We start from the raw sequence: 21,031 nt of genomic DNA on the forward strand, positions 1-21,031 counted from the left end.
AGAATACGGCTGAGCCTCAACTAATCGGGCGATCTCTCGTGGTTTTTAACCAAATTGGCCAAAAATTTTCTGAGGCCCCTGACAGTTCAAGCAAGCTCCCCGGCTCTTTGGGCAAACCAATCCACCAAGCGGGCCACTGCTGATGTCCTGTCTGAGACAGGGCGGTGTTGCAGATAATAAGATGTTTCACGATTTGACGCGCTTGGCCCGACCCGCAAAATCTCGTTGCGGTGCAGCAAATCATCGACCAGACCGCGCCATCCCAAAGCAACGCCCTCACCGCTCCGCACCGCACGGATCAAAAAAGGATAGGCGTCATAAGGGGTGGTTGGGCCGAAGTCCGGTATCGGCAGCCCTAGGTGTGTAAAGTAGCTGCGCCAAGTCAAGAACCCGGAGTTCCCAACTGCAAAGTGCAAAAAATCATCTGCTACAAGGTTCGAAAAGTCGATTTTGCCTTCTGGCTCGCCTCGCTCTCTTTGCTTTTGATGATATCGCGCCAGAAAGCTAGGACTGCAAACTGGAAATGTTTCATCCTTGATCAGCGGAAAATATGGCCTGTCCGACAATTGCGAAACATCCCAGACGACGGCGGCATCGATACGCCTGAAATCAAGATATTCAAGCTGATCGGACGTAATCAGCCGCACGGGAACGCCGCCCATCGCACGCCGCAAATCTGAAAACCGCGGCATCAGCCATTGATCCGAAAATCCATAGCTGCAGGCCAATACAACACCGTGGTCCTCTCCCTGCGCCATAACCTCTTGCCAGACCGACGCCACGTGCCCGATGCCCAGCGCAACCGCATCTGCCAGTTTCTGCCCGGCTTCGGTTGGGGTGATCTTGTTGTGATCGCGGTGGAACAAGGCGCAACCCAACCGCCCTTCAAGCGTGGCAATGTGGCGTGAAACGGCGGGCTGGCTCAGGTTCAGTTCCTTTGCCGCCAGCGAAAATCCACGATGCCGCACTGCCGCTTCCATGACGAGCAGAGCGTTCAGCGAACCAGTCAAGAGGCGAGATTGCATTTCCATAACAAAATGTAATCCAATGCATAGAAATATGTCCAGTTTATCAGTTATTTTTTGACGGTTAATCTGATCACTGAATGACAATGCCTCATCCCCTTACGAAAGCATGACAATGAATCGTCCTCTCTCTCACATTCGCGTTTTGGATTTTGGTCAATATCTGGCTGCCCCTCTGGTTGGCATGATGCTGGCCGATATGGGGGCCGAAGTTATTCGCATTGATCCCCCAAATGGCCCGGCCTTTGATGATCCGGCGTTTGACATGCTGTCACGTGGGAAAAAGGCGGTGACACTGGATCTGAAATCGGATGAGGGCCGCGCCACTGCGCTAGAACTGGCCAAGCGATCCGACGTGGTACTGGAGAACTTCCGCCCCGGAGTGATGGACCGCTTGGGATTAGGCCCGGACACCCTGCGCGGCATCAATAGTCAGCTTGTCTATCTTTCCATGCCCGGCTTCGCTTCAACCGATGAAGAACTGGCCAACCTGCCAGCTTGGGAGGCCGTGATCGCCGCCTACACAGGCCAATTCACTGACATGGGACTGAACCGCCGTCTGATGGGCATCAACCCGTCGTTCACGCCGCTGACCCTCGCCTCGGCCTATGGTTCCAGTTTCGGGGCAATGGCGGTGTTGTTCGCGCTGAATGCACGCGAGATAAACGGCGGCGACCATATCGAGGTGCCGCTGGCCACAGCCCTACTGGAAGGGTTGATCTACAACTGCGAACAGATCGAAGACTATCCCGAACGCTATAAATCCCCACGAGAGGTAGAGCTGGACCGCCGCACTGCCGAGGGACTGCCGATGAACCTGAAATTCGAGGAACTCTCTGAATTCCTTGATCCTTTCTATCGCACCTATACCTGTGAAGACGGGCGTGGGTTCTATGTGGTCAGCGGATCAGTCGCGACGCACCCGCGCCGGGTTCTGGAAACCTTGGGACTCAAGGATCTGGCCGATGAACTGCCTGATTTCTCTGCCTATCTGAACACCGCCGATTGGCCTGCGGAATGGTCGATGCGCAACTACCCCGTCGGCGCATCTGACCGTGCACTCGTGTCGTCGGCAATGAAAGCCGCGTTTCTGACCAAACCGGCCCACGAATGGGAGGAGCTTTTTGGCGCGGCCAAAGCGCCTGCCACCGCGCAACGCTTTACCAAGGAATGGCTGGCAGACCCGCACGCTTTGACCTCCGGACTGGTGCTTGAGGTAGAAACCCATTGCCATGGCACCATGCGTCAAATGGGCAACGTCGCCTGGTTATCGGGGGATGATGCCGCAGCTCAAAAAGCGGATGTCAGTTCTGCGGACCTTGCGGCTCTCCTTTCTGAATCCGAACGGCACTCTGGCCCCACACAAAATGATACAGGTTGGCTCGATGGCCTCAATGTACTAGATCTGACCAATGTGATCGCTGGCCCAACCATCGGCTCAACACTGGCCCGTTATGGTGCCAGTGTAACACTGGTGCAACCGGTCGAACCTTCGGTAGATCCGTGGAACACCGTTGTTTTTGGCATCCATGCCCAACGCGGCAAGGAAAGCATTCTGCTTAATCTGCGCACGGATCAAGGCCAAGAGGTTCTACGCAAATTAATCGACAAGGCCGACGTCATCACTATGAACGGCACCGATGAGCAGCGCGATAAACTTGGGTTATCGCCAGCAAGCCTTGAGGAAATAAATCCACGTCTCATTTTGGTGCAACTCGACGCCTTTGGCGGGCCAATGCGCGGGCCGAAATCCGATCATCTGGGCTATGATGACCTGGCACAAGCGGCCACCGGCGTAATGACACGCTTTGGCGGCAGCATGGAAACCCCCGAGGAGCACGCCCACTTTGGTACTATTGACGTGCTGACTGGATTCTGCGCCTGCGTGGCCCTAGGGAGCGCTTTGCTGCGTCTGCGGGAAACCGGAAAGGGTGGGATTGCGCGGGCGTCACTAGCCGGGGCGGGCAACCTCATTCAAGCGCAGTTTATGTATGATTACGCCACACGCGCCCCGTTTGATGAGTCGTCTGGGCGAGAGGTTCTGGGCTGGGGGCCGTTCTATCATTGCTATGAAGCCGCTGATCAATGGATGTTCTTCGCCGCCCCAATAGAACGCGGAAGTGCACTTGCCCGTTGCCCGGATACCGCTGATCTGGCGGAGCTTCCCGAGGATGAGTTGCACAAAGCCCTAGTGGAACGGTTCAAGACCCAGCCTTTGGCCCATTGGCGGACGGCCTTTGGCGATGGCTCCAGTACAGTTGTGCCGCTCGCCTCGCTTCACCAAACGCGCGACGCCTCGTTGCAGCTTGAAAGCAACGGCAGTATCGATCTCACCCAATCTACCTTCCGTGTCATCCGGCATGATCAGCACCCAATGGGCCGCTGGTGTGATTTAGTTGCCCCCAACGCTGTGCGTCCTCAATCAGCCCGGATCACCATCCCGGGACCGATGCCAAAGTATGGGCAACACACACGTGATATTTTGGCGCGCTTCGGCTATTCTGCAGCGCAAATCGACGGGATGATCGCAAGCGGCGCAGCAGGTGAATGCTGGTCGGAGAAATACCTGCCAGAGTGATCGCACTCAGGCCAAATCACTGATGAATTGATGGATGTGCCGGGCGACTTGATCGCCGGCCTCCAGCAACAAAGAATGCTTGTATCCATCCATGATCACCAGTTCGGCATCCGGCAAAGCTGCCCCAATCTGACGGTTCAAGCGAGGATTGCATCCGCCATCATTTTCACCAGTTAAAACCAAGGATGGTGCCATGACTTCGTGTAACCAAGGGGCCATTTCGGTGCCCGCGTAGATTCGGAAGACGTTCATGAAAATATCCGGGTCGGTGCCGATCACCTGTTGCAGGCGGCGCTCGACCACATCGCCATGGTTGGCGATGAAGTCGTCAGTGAACCAACGGTCGGTCAGGGTGGGTAAGATTTGCGGAATGCCCCTTTCTTCCATTGCTTTGACTACGCCCCAGACTTTGGCGCTGTCATCCTCGGTACGGAAAGCTGCGGTGGACAGCAGGCCCAGCGACAACACGCGATCAGGATAGCGCAGCGCATAGGCCGGGCCGATCATACCGCCCAGCGAATGCCCGGCAAAATGCGCCTGTTCAATCCCGGTGCGTTCGCGCACGCGCTCCAGATCGTTGACCAGTTCATCAAGGCCAAACTCATCATCCGGCAAAGGCGATTCCCCGTGCCCGCGCAGATCATAAGTGATGACAGTGTAATGCGGTGTCAGCTCTGGCAAGGCTTTGGCCCAAGTGTTGCGCGCAGCGCCAATCCCGTGGATCAAGAACAGCGGCGGGCCATCGCCCTGAACCGTGTATTCGCAGTCAATCACGTCGCTCATGCGGCCCCCTCAATCAGGAAACTTGTCTGAACACAGCTGGCCACCCGAGCCCCAGTCCTCTTTATCCACATCGGTGATCACCACATGCACGCTTTCCGGTGTACCACCAGCGGCACTGACGAAGGCATCGGTCAGTTCTTTGACCAAGGCGCGCTTTTGATCAACGCTGCGGCCTTTGAACATTTCCACCCGGATGATTGGCATGTGGGTCTCCTTACTCGGTCTCGTGGGGGCGAACGATATGAAACGCGCCGCTCATGTAGGTCAGGGGTTTTTCTCCGGCGTTCGAAATGCCGGTGACATTACCAATGCAGATTGCGTGGCTGCCGTGGATGTGGCGGTGGTTCAGCGAACAGGTGAAGGCGGTCGCGCGCGGCAGCATCGGACCAAACTCGGTTTCGATGATCTCGACCCCCTCGAAACGGTTCGGGTTCGAGGCATCCAACGCCCCGGCAAAGCGCGTCGCCAGACTTGCGGCATCTTCGGGCAGGATATTCACGCAGAACGCTCCGTTCTCAGACACGGTCTGCGCGATCCGGCTGTCGGCCTTGAGACAGACCAGAACCGACGGCGGGTCCGCTGAGAGCGAAGAAAAGGCACTGACTGTGGCCCCCATCTTGCCCGAAGGGCCATCTGTGGTGACAACAGTAACAGTGGATGCCACATGGCGCATGGCGGTAATAAACGCGTCACGGGCAGCATTCATTGGGCGGCAATCCCGGCGGTGCGGCCTGTAAAGTGCGGCATGACCTCTTCGGCGAAGCACTGGATCGAGTCCATTGTCTGGCTCAGCTCGAGCCCGAAATTCATGTTCAGGATGACACGATCGATCCCCAGCTCGGCATATGGCCCAAGCTTGTCGATCATTTCCTGTGGTGTGCAGATCAAAAGGCTTTCCCCCAGTTCTTCGACCGTCTGGTCGCGTGGCAGTTCTCTGATCATACCATTGTCAACAATTCCGGGGCCGGTAAAGACATTATCGAAGCGGCTGTAATAACTGTAGGCGGCTTCAATCTTGCGCTGGCGTTCCGCCGCACTGTGGGCGACATGAGCGACCCGGCTGAGCGAGAGGGTCAGATGCGCACCCGCCTCGCCCATTTCGTCCTTGGCTCGGGTGAAGCCGCCGACCTGATCCATCAGCAATTGGTGGTTGCCGGACAGGGGCGTGGTCTGGATGTGAAAACCACGCTTGGTGCAATGGTAAATCCCTTCAGGATTCATCACCGCCATCATCATCGATATGGGGCGCACCGGGCGGGGCATGACGGTGAGGGGGTCAAATTTGTAATATTTGCCATCCCAGCTCACCTCTTCCTCGGTCAGCAAGGCCTGCAGCACGTTCAACGATTCATCAAACCGTTCACGGGTCTCGGCCATGGGCACATCAAGGCGTTCCATCTCATAGGCAAAGGCCCCGCGCCCGACACCCAGCATCAGGCGGCCTTCGGTAAAGATATCGGCAACAATCAATTCGCCCGCATAGATCCGCATGTCGTGCAGCGGCAGCACCACGACCGAAGTCATGATTTTCACCCGTTCGGTCATCGAGGCGATTTTGGTGGCAAAGGTCAGCGGTGCGGGCATCATCAGCACATTAATCAGGTGGTGTTCGGTCAGGGAGACGGCATCATAGCTCAACCGGTCGGCCAGTTGCGCCTGATCCAGCATGTCTTTGTAAACACGATCCCCGCCGTAATTTTTGTTGGGGTAATCGGCTGAAAGCTGAAGGCTAAATTCCATGTCTCACTCTCCCTGTTCGCAAGATGAGAATGGCAGAGTTTATTAAATCTGGAAAACGGATTTATTCTATTCATTAATTCAAAAATACTGCATTAATTCGGTATGAACATTGTCGCGATTGAAACCTTTCTGACGGTGACACGTGTGCGAAACCTCAACCGCGCGGCGGAAGAGATGAACATCACCCAATCCGCCGTGACCGCACGGCTGTACGCGCTCGAGCAGGCGTTGGGGACGAAGCTGCTGAACCGCTCGCGCAAGGGGGCGACGCTGACCAAGGCGGGCTATGCGTTTCTAGAGCAGGCCGAACTGATCACCAGCACTTGGGCGAACGCCAAGGCGCAGGCCAATCTGCCAAGCGGGGTGACACAACTGTTCAGCTTTGTCTGTGCCCCCGCGCTCTGGCCCAATCTGGGGCAGGATTGGATTGATGGGTTGCGGCGGGATCACCCCGAAACAGCGGTCGAGGTCTGGGCGGGACTGAAAAGCGATGCGCAAAGTTGGTTGCAAAGCGGGATGAGCGATGCCGCCCTGCTTCCAGAGCCAATCACCGGGCCGGGCTTTGATCATCGAGTGTTTTCAACCGAGACACTGATACAGGTATCGACGGTGGAGCGCGAAGCCGTGCGATGGGACCCTCACTATATCTTTGTCGATTACGGCCCCGCCTTTCGCGCTCAACATGCCGCCGCATGGCCCAGTGGGGAAACCGCCTCACTCTCAGTCAGTAATCCAGACTGGGCGCGGGAACATCTGTTCAAGTATGGCGGGTCTGCCTATTTACCCGAACGGATCGTACAGGAGGATCTGGCGGCAGGTCGATTGTTTGCCGTTAGAGGCAGCGCCAGTTTCACCCAGCGCAGTGTACTAAGCTGGCGCAAAGCGAGCGAGCCCGCGTTTGCATGGTTGGGGTCTAGTTAGAGAAGATATCCCTGCGCGCCTCGAAGTGATTTGCTGATTTTTGGGTGGAACGCTATTCTACCAACTGTGAAAACCCTGATCCTATCGCTACTCCTCGCGCTCGCCCCGGCGAATGCGCGTGCATGCGAACTTGCGCTGGTCATTGCCCTCGACGTGTCGCGCTCTGTTGATAAATTCGAATATATCCTTATGCGAAACGGCGTCGGTGACGCTCTTTTGGATGATGACGTCATTGAATTGATCGGCTGGATGCCCGGGGGCCTTCAAGTGACCGTGACGCAATGGGGCGGTGCTGGTCAGCAACGACAACCGATTGCCTGGCGTCGTCTTTCAGATAGGCAAAGCGTGATAGAATTTGTCGAAGACCTGATCAAAATTGATCGCGGCTTCTGGTATGCTGATACCTCGGTTTCCGAGGCGCTGCTGCATGCCGATTTTATGTTCCAACAACTGGAAACCCCCTGTCGCCGCCATGTGATTGATGTGTCCGGCGATGGGATTTCGAATGCAGGGCCAGAGGTGAACCCGATTTCGATTGCTGTCGCTGAAAGGGGCGTCACTATCAATGGTTTGGTGGTTGCGGGCGCGCAACCAGATCCGGTTGTCTACTACCTTTCAGAAGTGATCCGCGGACCCTTGGCTTTTGTGGAAGTCACCCAGGGCTATGACGATTACGCGCGCGCAATGAAGCGGAAACTGCTACGTGAACTGGCACCAAGCATTTCTATGCTTGACTGATACATCGCATAGGGGGCGGTTTTTTGCTGGCAACAGCAGGGCCGGCTTCACCCAGCGCATTGTTCTAAGCTGGCGTAAAGCAAGCGAGGCGGCGTTTTCATGGTTGGGGCAAGTTGTGGAAAATACGCAATGACAGCAGCGATCAACAGCCTGAGCGGAAAGCGGGAGTTCGCCGCGGTTGCATTAGCTTCCGGGGCATGTTGCCAAAGCAGCCATTCATTTTACGTCAGATCACAAAAGTGCAGGGCCTCATACGAAGGCGAAATATAGTGACATTCAAACAGTAAAAAGAAAAATCACAGCTACTGTTCTTCATTGATCTTATCTACATCAGGAGCATCAGTTATAATTGCTGTTCCCAGTGCAGCCTGGCCTGCAATTCGGGTCTGATATCTAATGACTACGAAAAAGCCTTTTCCAAGAGTCTTTTGAAGCTCATCTAACAATGACTCTTTAGCAAGCTCTTTCGGAATTAAATCTGCTACAGACGCAACCTCGTGCTGTGCACCCAAAGGCAAATCAATAATTATCCAAAGATCAACAGTTTTGCTTTTGGGATTTACGTCAAGACGGATGATTTCCACCGAAATAGGATTGGCCCACGCCTTCACTCTCCAAGCAAGTTCTTGTTCGACGCGGGCTTCTTGAAATCGGTGAACAGTTGCGTGACCTAGCTGGAACGTAACGATCGCAAGAAAAATGATCGTTATGGCGAAGCTTGCTGAAAACCGAGCCCAACGTTTTCCTTTTGCCAAAACGCTTGGGATGGCTCCTGAAGAAATATAGACAGCACAGGCTGACAAAACGATCGCGTTTAAATTTGTGAAGAAAAGAAGACATGCTTCGTAGGCATCCCGAAATTCGCCAAACGATAACAATATTCCTGCCGCAGACAACGGTGGGACTAGGGAAACGCCGATTGCAGCGCCTGGGAGTAAACTCAGCTCAGACTTGTTCACTTGCACAAAAGCTCCGGCAACACCCGCTGCCAATGCAACTACGAGGTCCTCGATGCCGGGATCGGTTCGCGCGTATACCTCGTTCGGAATTGAAATTCCGCGAGGAAAGTTGGTGATGAGCATGGCCACCCAAACTAAAGCGACGCAGATCAAGGCCACAAAGATAACGGTAAAAAATAGCTTGAGCACTCGGTCGATCCTGCCAATCACCATTGCAGCTGCAATACCCAAAATCGGTGTCATCAGAGGCGCAATCAGCATTGCGGCAATAACCACAGCGCCAGAGTTTCTAAGAAGACCCATGGTGGCGATTGTTATGGAAAGTGCCAACAGCATCGCAAAACGATTCCAATAGGAGGGCGGATCTCTTCCCTCAAATTTGAGGATTTCTCGTGCGGTACTTACCTTCGCTTTTTTCATAGTTAATACTATCTACCCCTAGCCGTTGTAATCAAGTTTGAGCAGGGAGCAGACTTAAAATCAAAAAAGTAGATCCCTTTTTTTGAACGTCAACGAATGGCGGCAATGCGGGTTGCACCCGCAGAAACTGAACACCGTACTCGATGTCGGTTTTGGGCTATTCTCGCCGCAAACAATTTCGATTTTCGACGCTTTGCTTCTTTTTGTGTATATCGCAGCATCAACAAGTATGGGCTCAAATCTGACATTTAACACCACTGGCCAAACATGCTTGCGCCTGTCATATCATCCCAAACACCCTTTTTGAATGACAAGGTCCACTATGTCCCAGATCATCGAACACTTCGCTGAAATTTCTGACCGCTATCACGCGCTGTTTGTCGATCTGTGGGGCTGCATGCACAATGGCATCAATGCCTTCCCCGAGGCGGTGGCCGCGATGCAGGCCTATCGTGCCAAGGGGGGTATTGTGGTGCTGGTCACCAACTCGCCCAAACCGCGCGCTGGTGTGGCGGCGCAGTTAGGGCAGTTTGGCGTCCCCGATGATGCCTATGACACCATCGCCACTTCGGGCGATTCAGCGCGTTCGGCGATGTTTACCGGGGCCGTTGGGGAAAAGGTTTTCTTCATGGGCGAATGGGCGCGGGACGAAGGGTTCTTTGAACCGCTGGAAGTGATTGAGAACCCGATCACCATCAGCCGGGTACCGCTGGATCAGGCCGAGGGCATTGTCTGCTGTGGACCGTTTGACACCATGGCAGATCCGGATGTTAACCGACCGGATTTTCTCTATGCCAAGCAAAAGGGACTCAAGTTACTGTGCGCCAACCCCGATATCGTGGTGGATCGCGGCGAACGGCGCGAATGGTGTGCAGGGGCCTTGGCACGGCTTTATACCGAAATGGGTGGCGAAAGCTTGTACTTTGGCAAGCCACACCCACCAATCTATGATCTGGCTCGCCGTCGTTTGGCCGCGATGGGTGAAAACATCGAATCAGCGGATATTTTGGCCATCGGTGATGGTCTTCATACTGATATTATTGGCGCTGCTGGCGAGGATATAGATTCACTTTTCATCTCTGGCGGCCTTGCTGCAGGCGAAACCAAGACCGATTATCACCCCGACCCAGAAGCCCTAATGGCCTATTTAGAAAGGGAAATGGTGACTTCAACCTACACAATTGGGCGTTTACGATAAGTAAAATTAACACTTGATTTTCTGCACCTGCAAAGTAATAAAGTTCCAACATCAGTCATGATATGATCTGAAAATTACTCACCCGACTGCCTTGGAGGGCCGGATGTTGGACAATTTGCCTCGTGGAACCATCACCATTGAAGAGATCGAGATGGGCATGGTGCGCAGCTTGCGCAAAGTGGTCACCGATGAAGATATCGAGATGTTTGCCGAGGTCTCAACCGATCGCAATCCGGTGCATCTGGATGACGATTATGCCCGCGACACGATCTTTGAGGGACGGATTGCGCACGGCATGCTGACCGCAGGTCTGATCTCGGCGGTAATTGGTGAGCAACTTCCTGGCCACGGCACGGTTTACATGGGACAGACGTTGAAGTTCTTGGCCCCTGTGCGTCCCGGTGATCAGGTTCTGGCCGAAGTTGAGGTTATTGGGATCGATCATGGCAAACGCCGCGTGCAGCTGGACTGCCGTTGTTTGGTCAACGGTAAAAAAGTTCTAATCGGCGAGGCTACGGTCCTGGCCCCATCTGGCAAGTTCGACTGATCGGGACGTGGTGAGGGGCGCCGCCTCTCTTGGCCTTTGGCCAATTCACCTCGGGATATTTCTGATCAAATGAAGAATGGATCAGGATTGGTTTTGCTTAATCGCCTGTCTGAGCGCCGCGTAATTGGGCAAGCCATATTCCCGTTCGATGGTTTCAGACCATCGTCTTGCGAAGGCAGCACGTATTTCATCACCAACCATCTGTCGCCCTGCCCCCGATTTCCCTTGACTGACCTTGGTTGAAACCCCATCGGCTGGCAGGTTGCAGGCGGCATCCCGCGCCTGACGCAATAGGTGGTCGTCAAACTGTGTTGGGTGAGCTTTCATAAATTCAAACCCCGCCTGATGTGTGGCCACATCAATGGTTGCCTGATCGGCAACACCCATGAAGTCCGCGACAGACTTAACAACCGCGGGGAGGTCTTGTTTCATATCCTCAAACGACAGCAGCATAACTTTCAGGTTGTGGCGTTGCTCCCACCACCCGGACAAGTGACCCCAGTAATTGTTCGATGGTTCCCGATTCAAAAAATACTCCGCAAAATCGGGTAATGAGATCGAACCGCTCTCAAAATGCCAACCATCCAAAAATTTATAAAGTGAGACAAAGGCATCCAACGGATCACGCAGCACCACAATATAACGTCCGCCCTTAGGGATGTTCTCCCAGTTCAAGTGGCTTTTGAAGGCGCGAGGGACGGCCGCCTGTGGCGCATTTATATCGACACCCATATCATGGGCAAGCTCAAGCCATGGCACAACTTCGGTGATTTCCGCGAAATCCATAACACCGCCCGTGCGCAGTCCGTGCACGATCTGCTGCATCCATGTGGTACCACATTTGGCATAGGGGCTTATGAAGATATCTGTCGGATCAGGTTTATAGGTCAAACCGCGGTGCACGCCCTCATCCGTGGCGAAGCCTTTCATGTTCTCGCGCATGCCTTCGATTGTGGTCGGTCTCGCCTTCGTCATCCCTGCACTCCACATCTTCTAAGTTATGCCTAACGCAGACATTCACAATGCACCAGCATCCTGCTTGCACCCAGCAGGCGATATCGCTACCCCTGCGCCATGCGCATCATTCGTGATTATAACTATACAGAGCCCGAGGACCGGGGGGCCAGCGTGGCCATCGGGAACTTTGATGGTGTTCATCTTGGACATCAGGCTGTCATAGATATGGCCCGTGTGGCCGGAGCTAAGATTGATGCACCGTTAGGTGTGATGACGTTCGAACCGCACCCGCGCAAGTTTTTTGCCCCAGATAGCGCGCCGTTTCGATTGATGAGCGCCGAGGCACGCGCCAGCCGCTTGGAAAAGCTTGGGATCGAACGGTTGTATGAGCTGAATTTCAGCGCGACATTGTCGGCGTTATCCCCCAAAGAATTTGCCCGTGATGTGATTTGCGAGGGGTTGGGTCTGCGCCATATCGTGGTAGGGGCCGATTTCTGTTTTGGCAAAGGGCGGGCCGGTTCGGCACATGACCTGGTCAATTTCGGCAAGGAGTTGGGGTTTGGCGTCACGATTGCCGAGTTGATTGCCGGGGACGAAGGCGAAGTCTCATCCACCGCGATCCGCAATGCGTTGGGCGAAGGGCGTCCGCGTGATGCGGCCAGTATGTTGGGCCATTGGCACCGAATGGAAGGCATCATTGTCGGCGGCGAACAACGCGGTCGGACGCTGGGCTACCCGACTGCGAACATGTCGATCGAAGGGCTGCACCCTCCAAAATTCGGCGTCTATGCGGTGCTGGTGGATGTGCTGGATGGGCCTCATGCCGGGCATTATCACGGCGCGGCCAGCATCGGCACCCGCCCGATGTTCAATGGCGAAGTGCCTAATTTGGAAACTTTCCTGTTCGATTTCTCTGGTGATCTATATGGCACCCACATGTCGGTGGCTTTGGTCGACTACTTGCGACCGGAAGAAACCTTTGACGGCCTCGAGGCCTTTGTCGCCCAGATGGATGATGATTGTGCCCGTGCCCGCAGAATTCTGAGCGCCCTATGACCGATCCGATTGACCGCAAAGGCCTGCGCAAGCGCTTTTGGGAAAAGACACCCATGAGCAAGCTTACACCGAAAGAATGGGAAGCCCTGTGTGATGGTTGCGGCAAATGCTGCATGAACAAGCTGGAAGATGAGGACAGTGGCGAAGTCGCCCTGACCCGCGTCGCCTGCCGCCTGTTTGACGACAGCACCTGCCATTGCGCACAGTATCCGATCAGACATCAGTTTATTCCCGAATGCATCACATTGAGCGCAGATAATATCGAGGAAAATCTCTATTGGATGCCCGAAACCTGTGCTTACAAGCTGCTCTGGAACGGTGAACCTTTGTACAACTGGCACCCGCTAATTTCTTGCGATCCCAATTCGGTACATGCAGCAGGCGTGTCGATGCAAGACCGGACAGTACCCGAGTTTGAGATCGACGAAGACGATTGGGAAGATCACTTGATTGAGGAACCTTTGGGATGAATTTCGGATCAGACAATTGCGGCCCGGCACACCCTGCGATTCTGGATGCAGTGATCAAGGCCAACAGCGGCTATCAGCCCTCATACGGTGATGATACGATCATGGACAGAGTGCGCGCCAAAATCCGAGAGCTTTTTGAAGCCCCTGAAGCGGCAGTTTATCTTGTTGCCACCGGCACGGCGGCGAATTCTCTGGCGCTTGCGTGTCTGGCGCAGCCTTGGGATACGGTGTTTTGCTCTGCAGCGGCACATATCCAACGCGATGAATGTCACGCGCCTGAGTTCTATACCGGTGGAGCCAAACTGACATTGGCTGGTGAGGGAGATAAGCTGACTCCCGAAGGGTTGGAACAGGCCATAACAAGCTGGGTAAAAGGCGATGTACATGTCTCGCAGCGTGGCCCTTTGGCGCTAACGCAGGCCACTGAAAATGGGCGCATCTATTGTGTGACCGAAATACAGGCCCTGACCACAGTGGCAAAAAAGTATGATCTGCCAACCTATATGGACGGCGCTAGATTCACCAATGCGTTGGTGGCCTTGGGCTGCACGCCAGCCGAAATGACATGGAAGGCTGGCGTCGATGCGGTCTCGCTTGGCGGGTCAAAAAACGGCTGCATGGGGGTTGAGGCGGTGATTTTCTTTGATCCGTCAAAGGCCTGGGAATTTGAACTGCGCCGCAAACGCGGGGCACATCTGTTTTCCAAGCACCGCTATCTGTCGGCGCAGATGCAAGGCTATCTGGCCGATGACCTATGGTTGGAAACCGCGCGTTTGGCCAATGCGCACGGGGCTTATCTGGCAAAACGTTTGACTGAAATCGACGGAGCCGAAATCCTTTACGACGTGCAAGTCAACATGATCTTTGCCAGACTGCCGCGCGCAACACATCAAAAGCTGCGCGCAGGTGGAGCTGTCTATGGTCTTTTTGACGGACCATTGGACAGCGGTGATCCGGAAGCGCCGCTGTCGATGCGTTTGGTTTGCGATTGGTCGATAACAGAAGCAGAGATCGACCAATTCATTGCGGCAGCAAAGTAAAGGCGCATTTAACCGCGCACCGCATCGATCATCCGCTGCACATTGTCCGGATCGGCGTCCGGCGTAATGCCATGGCCGAGATTAAAGATGTGTGGGCCGTTCTTGAAGGCCTCAACGATGGCGCGGGCTTCCTGCACCAAGGCATCGCCGCCCGTGACCATGTGTTTTGAGGCCAGATTGCCCTGTACACAGCCGTGCGACTGCACATTTTCCGCCGCCCACTCCGGGCTGACAGAATTGTCCAGCGCCACGCAATCCGCGCCAGTCTTTTCATGGAATCCGATGTAGCCTTCGCCTGCCTCACGTGGGAAGGCGATGATTGGCGTGTCGGGATGACGGGCTTTGAGCTCGTCGATGATCTTGCGGGTTGGTTCAACCGCATAGTTTTCAAAATCATCACCCTTCAGCGACCCGGCCCAGCTATCAAAGAGTTTGACCACCTCCGCCCCGGCCTCGATCTGAGCAGACAGGTATTCAATCGTCGATTCGGTCAGACGGTCGATGATGCCCTCGAACACGGGCTTGTTCTCGGCCTTCAACGCATGGGCAGGGCCTTGATCCGGCGTGCCGCGCCCGGCGATCATGTAGGTGGCCACGGTCCACGGTGCACCGGCGAACCCAATCAGCGTGGTTTCCTTGGGCAGGGCCTCAGACAGGTTGCGTACGGTTTGATAGATTGGCGCAAGCGTTTCGTGAATATCTTCTGTCGGCTTCAGCTGATCCAACTCGGTCTGCGAGGTGATAGTCGACAAGCGCGGTCCCTCACCGGTAACAAACCACAGATCCGCGCCCAGTGCCTGTGGCAGCAACAGAATATCGGCAAAAAGGATAGCCGCATCAAAGCCATAGCGCCGGATCGGTTGCAGGGTCACCTCGGTCGCCAGATCGCTGTTGTAACACAGCGACAAGAAATCTCCGGCCTCGGCCCGTGTGGCGCGATATTCGGGCAGATATCGCCCAGCCTGACGCATCATCCAGATCGGCGGCACGTCTTGAGTTTCACCCGCCAGCGCCTTCAGGATCGTTTTTTCTGCAGCCATGCCACCCTCCGTTTGCAAGCGTGGTCACCTTACGGCGACAAGATGTCAAGCGCAGGTCTCTTGTAATGTCATTTTGCCGCGTCTAGACCGCAGATATGACAGTGAACCTTCCCTCCCCGAACGCCCCGCTGAAGCTGGGCACACGTGGCTCGCCACTTGCCTTGGCGCAGGCCCATGAAACACGTGAACGGCTGATGCAGATGTTTGACCTGCCCGACGCCGCATTCGAGATCGTGGTGATCAAGACCAGCGGTGACAATCGCCAGATGATCGAAGCAGACAAGCCGCTCAAGGAAATTGGCGGTAAGGGATTGTTTACAAAGGAAATTGAAGAAGCACTGCTGGATAACTCCATCGACATTGCTGTGCATTCGATGAAGGACATGCCGGTAGCGCAGCCTGATGGGTTACTGCTGGATTGTTACCTGCCACGCGAGGATGTGCGCGATGCGTTTGTGTCGCCGCATGTCGAATCATTGGCGTACCTGCCCAAGGGCGCAAAGGTCGGCACCTCGTCGCTGCGACGCAAGGCACAAGTCTTGGTGGCTTATCCGCACCTGCAAGTGGTTGAATTTCGCGGCAATGTGCAGACGCGGCTGAAAAAACTTCAGGACGGCGTGGCTGATTGCACGTTTCTGGCCATGGCCGGGTTGCGGCGATTGGGCCAGGCTGAGGTCGCACGCTCTGCGATTGAGCCTGACGTCATGCTGCCCGCAGTGGCCCAAGGGGCCATCGGCATTGAACGCCGCGCGAACGATATGCGCGCTGCAGAAATGCTCAGCGCGATCCACGACACGCAAACCGCGCAACGCCTGAATGCCGAACGCGCCTTTCTGGCCGCGCTTGATGGATCATGTGAAACACCCATCGCGGGATTGGCTGAGCTCGATGGCAGCACCCTCCGCCTACGCGGTGAGATTTTACGCCCGGACGGCAGTGAATGTCTGAAAGACGACTACAGCGCACCCATCGAAGATGGGTCAGAGCTGGGGCGAGAAATGGCGGCACGGTTGTTGAAACTGGCCGGATCAGGATTTTTCGAGTGGCGCGGATAATCTGCGCCGTCGCTGTACAATTTGCACTTGACGCAGCAATGGCAGTGGACTACCTAGCGCCACGGTTTGGCGGAGTAGCTCAGTTGGTTAGAGCAGCGGAATCATAATCCGCGTGTCGGGGGTTCAAGTCCCTCCTCCGCTACCAAATAAATCAATTACTTACACGAAAATACTCGCAAACAACCACATAGAGATGTCGCTCTGGGGGACATATGGGGGACAAATTCACCTAACTGACGGTGGATTTTGGCGGACAACGTATCGTTTGTCGAACTTGCGACGGAATCACTTGCCGCCCTGTTTGGTTAAGTCAGTTAATGTACCAAATATGGTAAAGGGCTTCTGTCCCCGCAGAAATTCCAATCATAAAGATTGCACAGACAAACCATTTATTGAGTTTTGGTTGCTTGGGAGGATGGGCAGAGCCTGTGTCAACTTTGATTGCGGAATAAGGTCGCTCGTCTTTTGAGGGATAATTGCGCCCAAATGTGGAATCATATTCAGACATTGTTTAATTCCTGTCCTCTAGTAACTTTTGGTAAAAATTAATTATAGTACTCTACCATGGATTGCCTTAAATTCACTTAAAATAATCGTGTAAATTATATTAATCTACTATACATTGCGCAATCTTTTATTAAAGTTGTATTTATTTTACTGATTCTGGAATAAAGAGAAATGCCAACAACCATACCTTTAGAGCTACAAGTCGTGAATGGAGACCCTGCTACTTCAGGAGGAAACATCAACATCACAACGAGCACAGTCAGTGCTGCTGTTGCTGAAGAGGAAGGTGCAGTTTTACTAAGTACGGTTGCCAGTGGTGACACAATCACAATATCTGGCCTATCCTATTCCTATGAGTATCTTGGAAGCCACCTCGTACGTGGGGATCCGGATCAACCAGCCGCGTATTTTCGAATTGCCGGGCCCCTGCCAAGCGGTTCAACACTTTCTGTGGGTGATACCTTTGCCATTGACCTGACCGGGGAGCCCGGAGATCCGGATTATCCAAATCTTCAAAACGGAAATACACAAGGTGATGTTGCCTCTCTAGACACGACGACACCGATTCAGTTTCCAGGATTTGTGTGTTTCGCCAAGGGGGCTCACATCCTTACTGACAAAGGTGATGTGCCCGTTGAAAACCTTCGCGCAGGCGATGTTGTTAAAACGCTCGACCATGGCCCTAAGAAAATTGAGCGAGTTTTGCATCGTAAATTGGAATTCAATGACGAGAACTCTAACCACAAGCCAATCGAATTCAAGCCGGGAAGTTTGGGAGAGAACCTTCCAACTTCGACTCTTTGTGTATCGCCCCAACACCGCATTCTGTTGAAGCTCGCTGGTGAAGAGACGCTGGTAGCAGCAAAAGGGTTGATCCATAAAAAAGGCGTAAGAATAAAAAAAGGCTGCAGAGCAGTTGATTATTATCATCTGGTCTTTGACCAGCATGAGATTATCTTCTCAGAAGGTATTGCAACTGAATCCTTTTTACCTGGGGCAGTCGCGATGAATTCTTTGGAACAAGGAGTTCAGGAGGAATTGAAGTCCATTTTCCTCCAATCACCTGATGGAGAATTGGATAGTGAGCCAACAGCGGCAAGGCAGGTCGTTGGGCCCTCTCGTGCACAACGAATAATGAAAAAGGGTACCCATGTTGAAGTTGTAGGGTTATCCCATTAACCACCATTGACGCAAAAAGCCACGGATTAGACCTTTGTTCGACCAAGGGGATGTTTGGCACGGGATTGCCTAGACGGCATTCCCGATAGTGATGCCAAAACTTGAAGCGTTTTCATTCCGGACATCTACTAACATAGAACTAGTACCCATTAGGGTAGCCAACTCGGGTCTATAACATTTATGGCCCTTCACCTCTGAACTCCACAATGCCCTCAAATGTGCCCCGATTTATTTTGAGATAGATATTAGAGATTTCGATGTCAGCATGACTACAATAACGCTTGAGAACCTTAGTAATTGTATCAAAGTCAGAAACGAGCTTTTCACGCTCATCTTTAGTCAATTTTCCTGTGTGTGATGGGCTCAAGTTGCTAAATAACCATGAGGAAGCTTGAAAGCATCTGGGGTAACGCTTGTGTAGCAGAGCCAATGCCTCAATCGCTTCCTCCTCTTCATCTGCCGAAATTAGAAAGTCCGAAATATTTAGAGTGCTGGTTGTCTTGCCAGGATCAACAACTCGAATGAAAAAGCGTTTGGAAGTCGAATTCGAAAACTGGATTGAAAAATCATCTTCGCGAACAAATAGAGTCAAACCATGCTCCAGAGGTTTAGGGGCCGATGGATAGAAATTAAAATTACACCACATATTTTTTCTATCCAAACTAAGGCCAAACAAAGGTCAAAATTAAGCTGATCCACTGCCTTTGTCATCGCGCTGAATTGTACACGTGCGCGCATATTGCTTGATGAAATAAGCTTCCGCCTGCTTTATGAAACCGAATTGTTCAATATATTCAAACAGTAAATCCTTAAGTTCATCAGTAGGTTTTTCATCCACGGCGGCGCTCCAAGTAACTCTCTCTACAAGATAAATTGAAGAAATTAAAAAACTGTTAATTTACGTTGTTGCCTTTAGTAAACAATGTTCGCTAATTGTTCTGAATGCCTAACCGTGCCCGTAGTCCCCTCAAAAAGAACGCCGAGAGCAAGTTTCCGGTCCGCGTACGTATCAAGACGCCGGAGCTAGGATACGGTCGAAAGCTGGATGAAATGTTCGATTGGCTTAATTGTGAAGTTGGGCAAAACAACTACGTTTGGGTGAGCGACAGGCAGCCAGGACATGATGCGTCTGCGGTCTATCTACGAAGCCTGGATGATGCGCAAAAGCTAGTAGAGTGCTTTGAGTTGGAGCTTCTTTTCTTGGAAGAGCTGAAGCTGGTGTAAGCAACACACGAGTATTCACAAGTTCGATAGCTATTAAGAAAGCCCTTCTCTCAAACGCCAAGACTATGACCTACTGCCACTGTTGATCCTCAGTATTCATACCGAGTTTTGGCGCGCCCTTTCTGAGGGTGGAAGTGGCCAGTTTGCAGGATTCTGGTCGGCGGGGCTCTACCTAACTAACGCCCTGTGTCGCGGGGGTGCTCCCCATCGCCCGCGACCTTCCATTGCAAATTTAAAAGCACGTACATTTTAGGGGATGACGAAATTCTATGAAGCTGCTGTTAGTTTCAGATAAAGCAGCCTGTCCCAACTTGATTGTCAGAGCGTATGGATTGATCCACCTCTGAAACTGCGATTAACTTTCAGAAGATTTTGACGAGATATTACTAGATGCCACAAATCCATTTTATACTCAAAGCTAGCTTGCATGAATATGTCTTCAATCCATTTCGCCCTGAGGGCTTGAGTTTTACCGATGAGGCCAACGGTTTAGAAATTCAAATTAAGTGTAGGGGCGATGAAAGTGATTCCGATTTTGGCCATAGAAACTTGGAGTTAATTGCTAAAGTTTCTCGTGATGCAACCGAGCGCCAGACTAATTTTGTCGAAACACTAGTTGTCGAACGTATTGTAAAACCGGATGAGACGCCTTTGAATCTACCGCACTTCTTGGGGAACGATGAGGTGATAGATTTAAATGGCAAGATTGCCCCAGGTTACGGCCCAAATGTAGATATTTTGCCTAGAAAGCTTCGAGAGCTTTGCGTCTCGACAGGGAAAGAGATGGAGAGGCACGCTATTCGCTTCCTGCAATTGTTGAGATGGCTCGAAAAAGTGCCCGGTCCAGAAAAGATTGGTTACGGCCCAGACATTAGAGGAGGCTTGTATTGGCGAACTACCCAAGAAAACTATCATGCGGTTCCGAGGCGAAAGCGGGATGCATTTACCCTTTTAGTTGGTGAGGGACTTAAGTGGTCAGATGAGACGCAGCGAAATTTTACTCAGCTGTGGAGCAACACGGGGCAACAGGAACCGCTCGGGCATCAGCTGCTACGCGAAGCGAAAAATATCGCCGACCAAAACCACCGTAGCGCATTGTTAATATGCTACTCGGCGCTTGAGATAGGTGTTAAACAACACATTTCTAAATGCGCACCAGACGCAAGCTGGCTCGCGATGTACTCTCCATCGCCGCCATTGTTCAACATTTTAAGGAACTACCTTCCTGAACTTCATAGCGGCAAGAGAGATTTTGAAAATTGGTCCGAGATTAAATCTGAGCTGAATCTAGTGTATGACTTTACGCAAGATAGAAATAGGCTTGCACACCGCGGGGAGAGCATAGAGGGCTCGCTTGAAAATTATCTCAGGATAACTGAGGACCTTTTGTACGCCTTTGATGTTTTTGAGGGGCACGGTTGGGCAAAAAAGCAAGTTAGCTATAAGTTTGCAAAACTGATGGATTGGGGACCTATTGGCGGAGGTGGGTATTTGACTTTGCACGACCCTGAGCAATAGGGTTCATTGATCGAATGTAGGTTGCCAATAGCTTGCCTGGAGTTGGTAATATTCTAGTAAACTTAGAGTTTTAATT

The 21,031-nt window shown here is 52.9% G+C and carries 23 protein-coding genes and 1 tRNA gene; 13 read left to right on the forward strand and 11 right to left on the reverse strand.

Annotated elements, in window-relative coordinates; all coding sequences use genetic code 11:
* Positions 1-86: 86 nt before the first annotated feature.
* On the reverse strand, positions 87-1,031 hold the full coding sequence (locus ROA7450_RS16300; protein ID WP_085807013.1) for a LysR family transcriptional regulator: 945 nt from the start codon (positions 1,029-1,031) through the stop codon (positions 87-89).
* Between the two features lie 109 nt (positions 1,032-1,140).
* Here ROA7450_RS16300 and ROA7450_RS16305 point away from each other — a divergent pair, with 109 nt between their 5' ends.
* Positions 1,141-3,603 carry a CoA transferase gene (locus ROA7450_RS16305; RefSeq protein ID WP_234999567.1) on the forward strand — a complete coding sequence of 821 codons (2,463 nt, stop codon included), beginning with the start codon at positions 1,141-1,143 and terminating at the stop codon, positions 3,601-3,603.
* 6 nt (positions 3,604-3,609) lie between these two features.
* On the opposite strand, the gene ROA7450_RS16310 is transcribed toward ROA7450_RS16305, so the two are convergent.
* Genes ROA7450_RS16310 through ROA7450_RS16325 form a run of 4 tightly spaced genes read right to left on the reverse strand, consistent with a single transcriptional unit; the run spans position 3,610 to position 6,126 of the window.
* On the reverse strand, positions 3,610-4,386 hold the full coding sequence (locus ROA7450_RS16310) for an alpha/beta fold hydrolase (protein ID WP_085807015.1): 777 nt from the start codon (positions 4,384-4,386) through the stop codon (positions 3,610-3,612).
* A 9-nt stretch (positions 4,387-4,395) separates the two neighbouring features.
* Complete coding sequence (locus tag ROA7450_RS16315; protein ID WP_085807016.1) at positions 4,396-4,590, reverse strand: 4-oxalocrotonate tautomerase; 195 nt, start codon at positions 4,588-4,590, stop codon at positions 4,396-4,398.
* A 10-nt stretch (positions 4,591-4,600) separates the two neighbouring features.
* Positions 4,601-5,092, reverse strand: coding sequence for a flavin reductase family protein (locus tag ROA7450_RS16320; protein ID WP_085807017.1), 492 nt, complete (start codon positions 5,090-5,092; stop codon positions 4,601-4,603).
* On the reverse strand, positions 5,089-6,126 hold the full coding sequence (locus ROA7450_RS16325) for an LLM class flavin-dependent oxidoreductase (protein WP_085807018.1): 1,038 nt from the start codon (positions 6,124-6,126) through the stop codon (positions 5,089-5,091). Before ROA7450_RS16325 ends, ROA7450_RS16320 begins: the two co-directional genes overlap by 4 nt.
* Before the next feature lie 102 nt (positions 6,127-6,228).
* On the opposite strand from ROA7450_RS16325, the gene ROA7450_RS16330 reads away from it, so the two are divergent.
* Positions 6,229-7,047: a LysR family transcriptional regulator gene (locus ROA7450_RS16330; RefSeq protein WP_085807019.1), complete on the forward strand. Its 819-nt coding sequence runs from the start codon at positions 6,229-6,231 to the stop codon at positions 7,045-7,047.
* Positions 7,048-7,113: 66 nt separating this feature from the next.
* On the forward strand, positions 7,114-7,785 hold the full coding sequence (locus ROA7450_RS16335) for a DUF1194 domain-containing protein (RefSeq protein ID WP_159454075.1): 672 nt from the start codon (positions 7,114-7,116) through the stop codon (positions 7,783-7,785).
* 302 nt (positions 7,786-8,087) lie between these two features.
* Here ROA7450_RS16335 and ROA7450_RS16340 read toward each other — a convergent pair whose 3' ends face one another.
* A complete protein-coding gene (locus ROA7450_RS16340; protein WP_085807021.1) occupies positions 8,088-9,164 on the reverse strand; it encodes a DUF389 domain-containing protein in 1,077 nt (358 codons plus the stop codon).
* Between the two features lie 322 nt (positions 9,165-9,486).
* Between ROA7450_RS16340 and ROA7450_RS16350 the strand changes: the two genes are divergently transcribed.
* Together ROA7450_RS16350 and ROA7450_RS16355 are read left to right on the forward strand one after the other, a co-directional pair.
* Positions 9,487-10,362: a TIGR01459 family HAD-type hydrolase gene (locus ROA7450_RS16350; protein ID WP_085807023.1), complete on the forward strand. Its 876-nt coding sequence runs from the start codon at positions 9,487-9,489 to the stop codon at positions 10,360-10,362.
* A gap of 103 nt (positions 10,363-10,465) precedes the next feature.
* Positions 10,466-10,909, forward strand: coding sequence for a MaoC family dehydratase (locus ROA7450_RS16355; RefSeq protein ID WP_085807024.1), 444 nt, complete (start codon positions 10,466-10,468; stop codon positions 10,907-10,909).
* 81 nt (positions 10,910-10,990) lie between these two features.
* On the opposite strand, the gene ROA7450_RS16360 is transcribed toward ROA7450_RS16355, so the two are convergent.
* Positions 10,991-11,884 (reverse strand): sulfotransferase domain-containing protein, encoded by an 894-nt coding sequence (locus tag ROA7450_RS16360; protein WP_159454076.1) that lies wholly within the window; start codon positions 11,882-11,884, stop codon positions 10,991-10,993.
* A 99-nt stretch (positions 11,885-11,983) separates the two neighbouring features.
* Here ROA7450_RS16360 and ROA7450_RS16365 point away from each other — a divergent pair, with 99 nt between their 5' ends.
* Genes ROA7450_RS16365 through ROA7450_RS16375 form a run of 3 tightly spaced genes read left to right on the forward strand, consistent with a single transcriptional unit; the run spans position 11,984 to position 14,432 of the window.
* The gene (locus ROA7450_RS16365) at positions 11,984-12,922 is read left to right on the forward strand and encodes a bifunctional riboflavin kinase/FAD synthetase (protein WP_085807026.1); all 939 of its coding nucleotides are present in this window, start codon (positions 11,984-11,986) and stop codon (positions 12,920-12,922) included.
* Positions 12,919-13,392 carry a YcgN family cysteine cluster protein gene (locus tag ROA7450_RS16370; protein WP_085807027.1) on the forward strand — a complete coding sequence of 158 codons (474 nt, stop codon included), beginning with the start codon at positions 12,919-12,921 and terminating at the stop codon, positions 13,390-13,392. Before ROA7450_RS16365 ends, ROA7450_RS16370 begins: the two co-directional genes overlap by 4 nt.
* A complete protein-coding gene (locus tag ROA7450_RS16375) occupies positions 13,389-14,432 on the forward strand; it encodes a threonine aldolase family protein (RefSeq protein ID WP_085807028.1) in 1,044 nt (347 codons plus the stop codon). The genes ROA7450_RS16370 and ROA7450_RS16375 overlap by 4 nt, the downstream gene beginning before the upstream one ends.
* A gap of 8 nt (positions 14,433-14,440) precedes the next feature.
* On the opposite strand, the gene hemE is transcribed toward ROA7450_RS16375, so the two are convergent.
* The gene (gene hemE / locus ROA7450_RS16380; RefSeq protein WP_085807029.1) at positions 14,441-15,472 is read right to left on the reverse strand and encodes a uroporphyrinogen decarboxylase; all 1,032 of its coding nucleotides are present in this window, start codon (positions 15,470-15,472) and stop codon (positions 14,441-14,443) included.
* A gap of 95 nt (positions 15,473-15,567) precedes the next feature.
* On the opposite strand from hemE, the gene hemC reads away from it, so the two are divergent.
* Both hemC and ROA7450_RS16390 read left to right on the forward strand, forming a co-directional pair.
* Complete coding sequence (hemC, locus tag ROA7450_RS16385; RefSeq protein ID WP_085807030.1) at positions 15,568-16,527, forward strand: hydroxymethylbilane synthase; 960 nt, start codon at positions 15,568-15,570, stop codon at positions 16,525-16,527.
* 68 nt (positions 16,528-16,595) lie between these two features.
* Positions 16,596-16,672, forward strand: a tRNA-Met gene (locus ROA7450_RS16390).
* 165 nt (positions 16,673-16,837) lie between these two features.
* On the opposite strand, the gene ROA7450_RS16395 is transcribed toward ROA7450_RS16390, so the two are convergent.
* The gene (locus ROA7450_RS16395) at positions 16,838-17,035 is read right to left on the reverse strand and encodes a hypothetical protein (protein ID WP_085807031.1); all 198 of its coding nucleotides are present in this window, start codon (positions 17,033-17,035) and stop codon (positions 16,838-16,840) included.
* 170 nt (positions 17,036-17,205) lie between these two features.
* On the opposite strand from ROA7450_RS16395, the gene ROA7450_RS16400 reads away from it, so the two are divergent.
* Complete coding sequence (locus tag ROA7450_RS16400) at positions 17,206-18,213, forward strand: Hint domain-containing protein (RefSeq protein ID WP_085807032.1); 1,008 nt, start codon at positions 17,206-17,208, stop codon at positions 18,211-18,213.
* Between the two features lie 178 nt (positions 18,214-18,391).
* On the opposite strand, the gene ROA7450_RS16405 is transcribed toward ROA7450_RS16400, so the two are convergent.
* Positions 18,392-18,874 (reverse strand): hypothetical protein, encoded by a 483-nt coding sequence (locus ROA7450_RS16405; RefSeq protein WP_143534495.1) that lies wholly within the window; start codon positions 18,872-18,874, stop codon positions 18,392-18,394.
* A gap of 24 nt (positions 18,875-18,898) precedes the next feature.
* The gene (locus ROA7450_RS21020; RefSeq protein ID WP_159454077.1) at positions 18,899-19,051 is read right to left on the reverse strand and encodes a hypothetical protein; all 153 of its coding nucleotides are present in this window, start codon (positions 19,049-19,051) and stop codon (positions 18,899-18,901) included.
* Between the two features lie 104 nt (positions 19,052-19,155).
* Here ROA7450_RS21020 and ROA7450_RS16410 point away from each other — a divergent pair, with 104 nt between their 5' ends.
* Both ROA7450_RS16410 and ROA7450_RS16415 read left to right on the forward strand, forming a co-directional pair.
* Positions 19,156-19,437, forward strand: coding sequence for a hypothetical protein (locus tag ROA7450_RS16410; RefSeq protein ID WP_085807034.1), 282 nt, complete (start codon positions 19,156-19,158; stop codon positions 19,435-19,437).
* Between the two features lie 390 nt (positions 19,438-19,827).
* A complete protein-coding gene (locus ROA7450_RS16415; protein WP_085807035.1) occupies positions 19,828-20,955 on the forward strand; it encodes a hypothetical protein in 1,128 nt (375 codons plus the stop codon).
* Positions 20,956-21,031: the final 76 nt, after the last annotated feature.

Source organism: Roseovarius albus, assembly GCF_900172335.1.
GTDB classification, from domain to species: Bacteria; Pseudomonadota; Alphaproteobacteria; order Rhodobacterales; family Rhodobacteraceae; genus Roseovarius; species Roseovarius albus.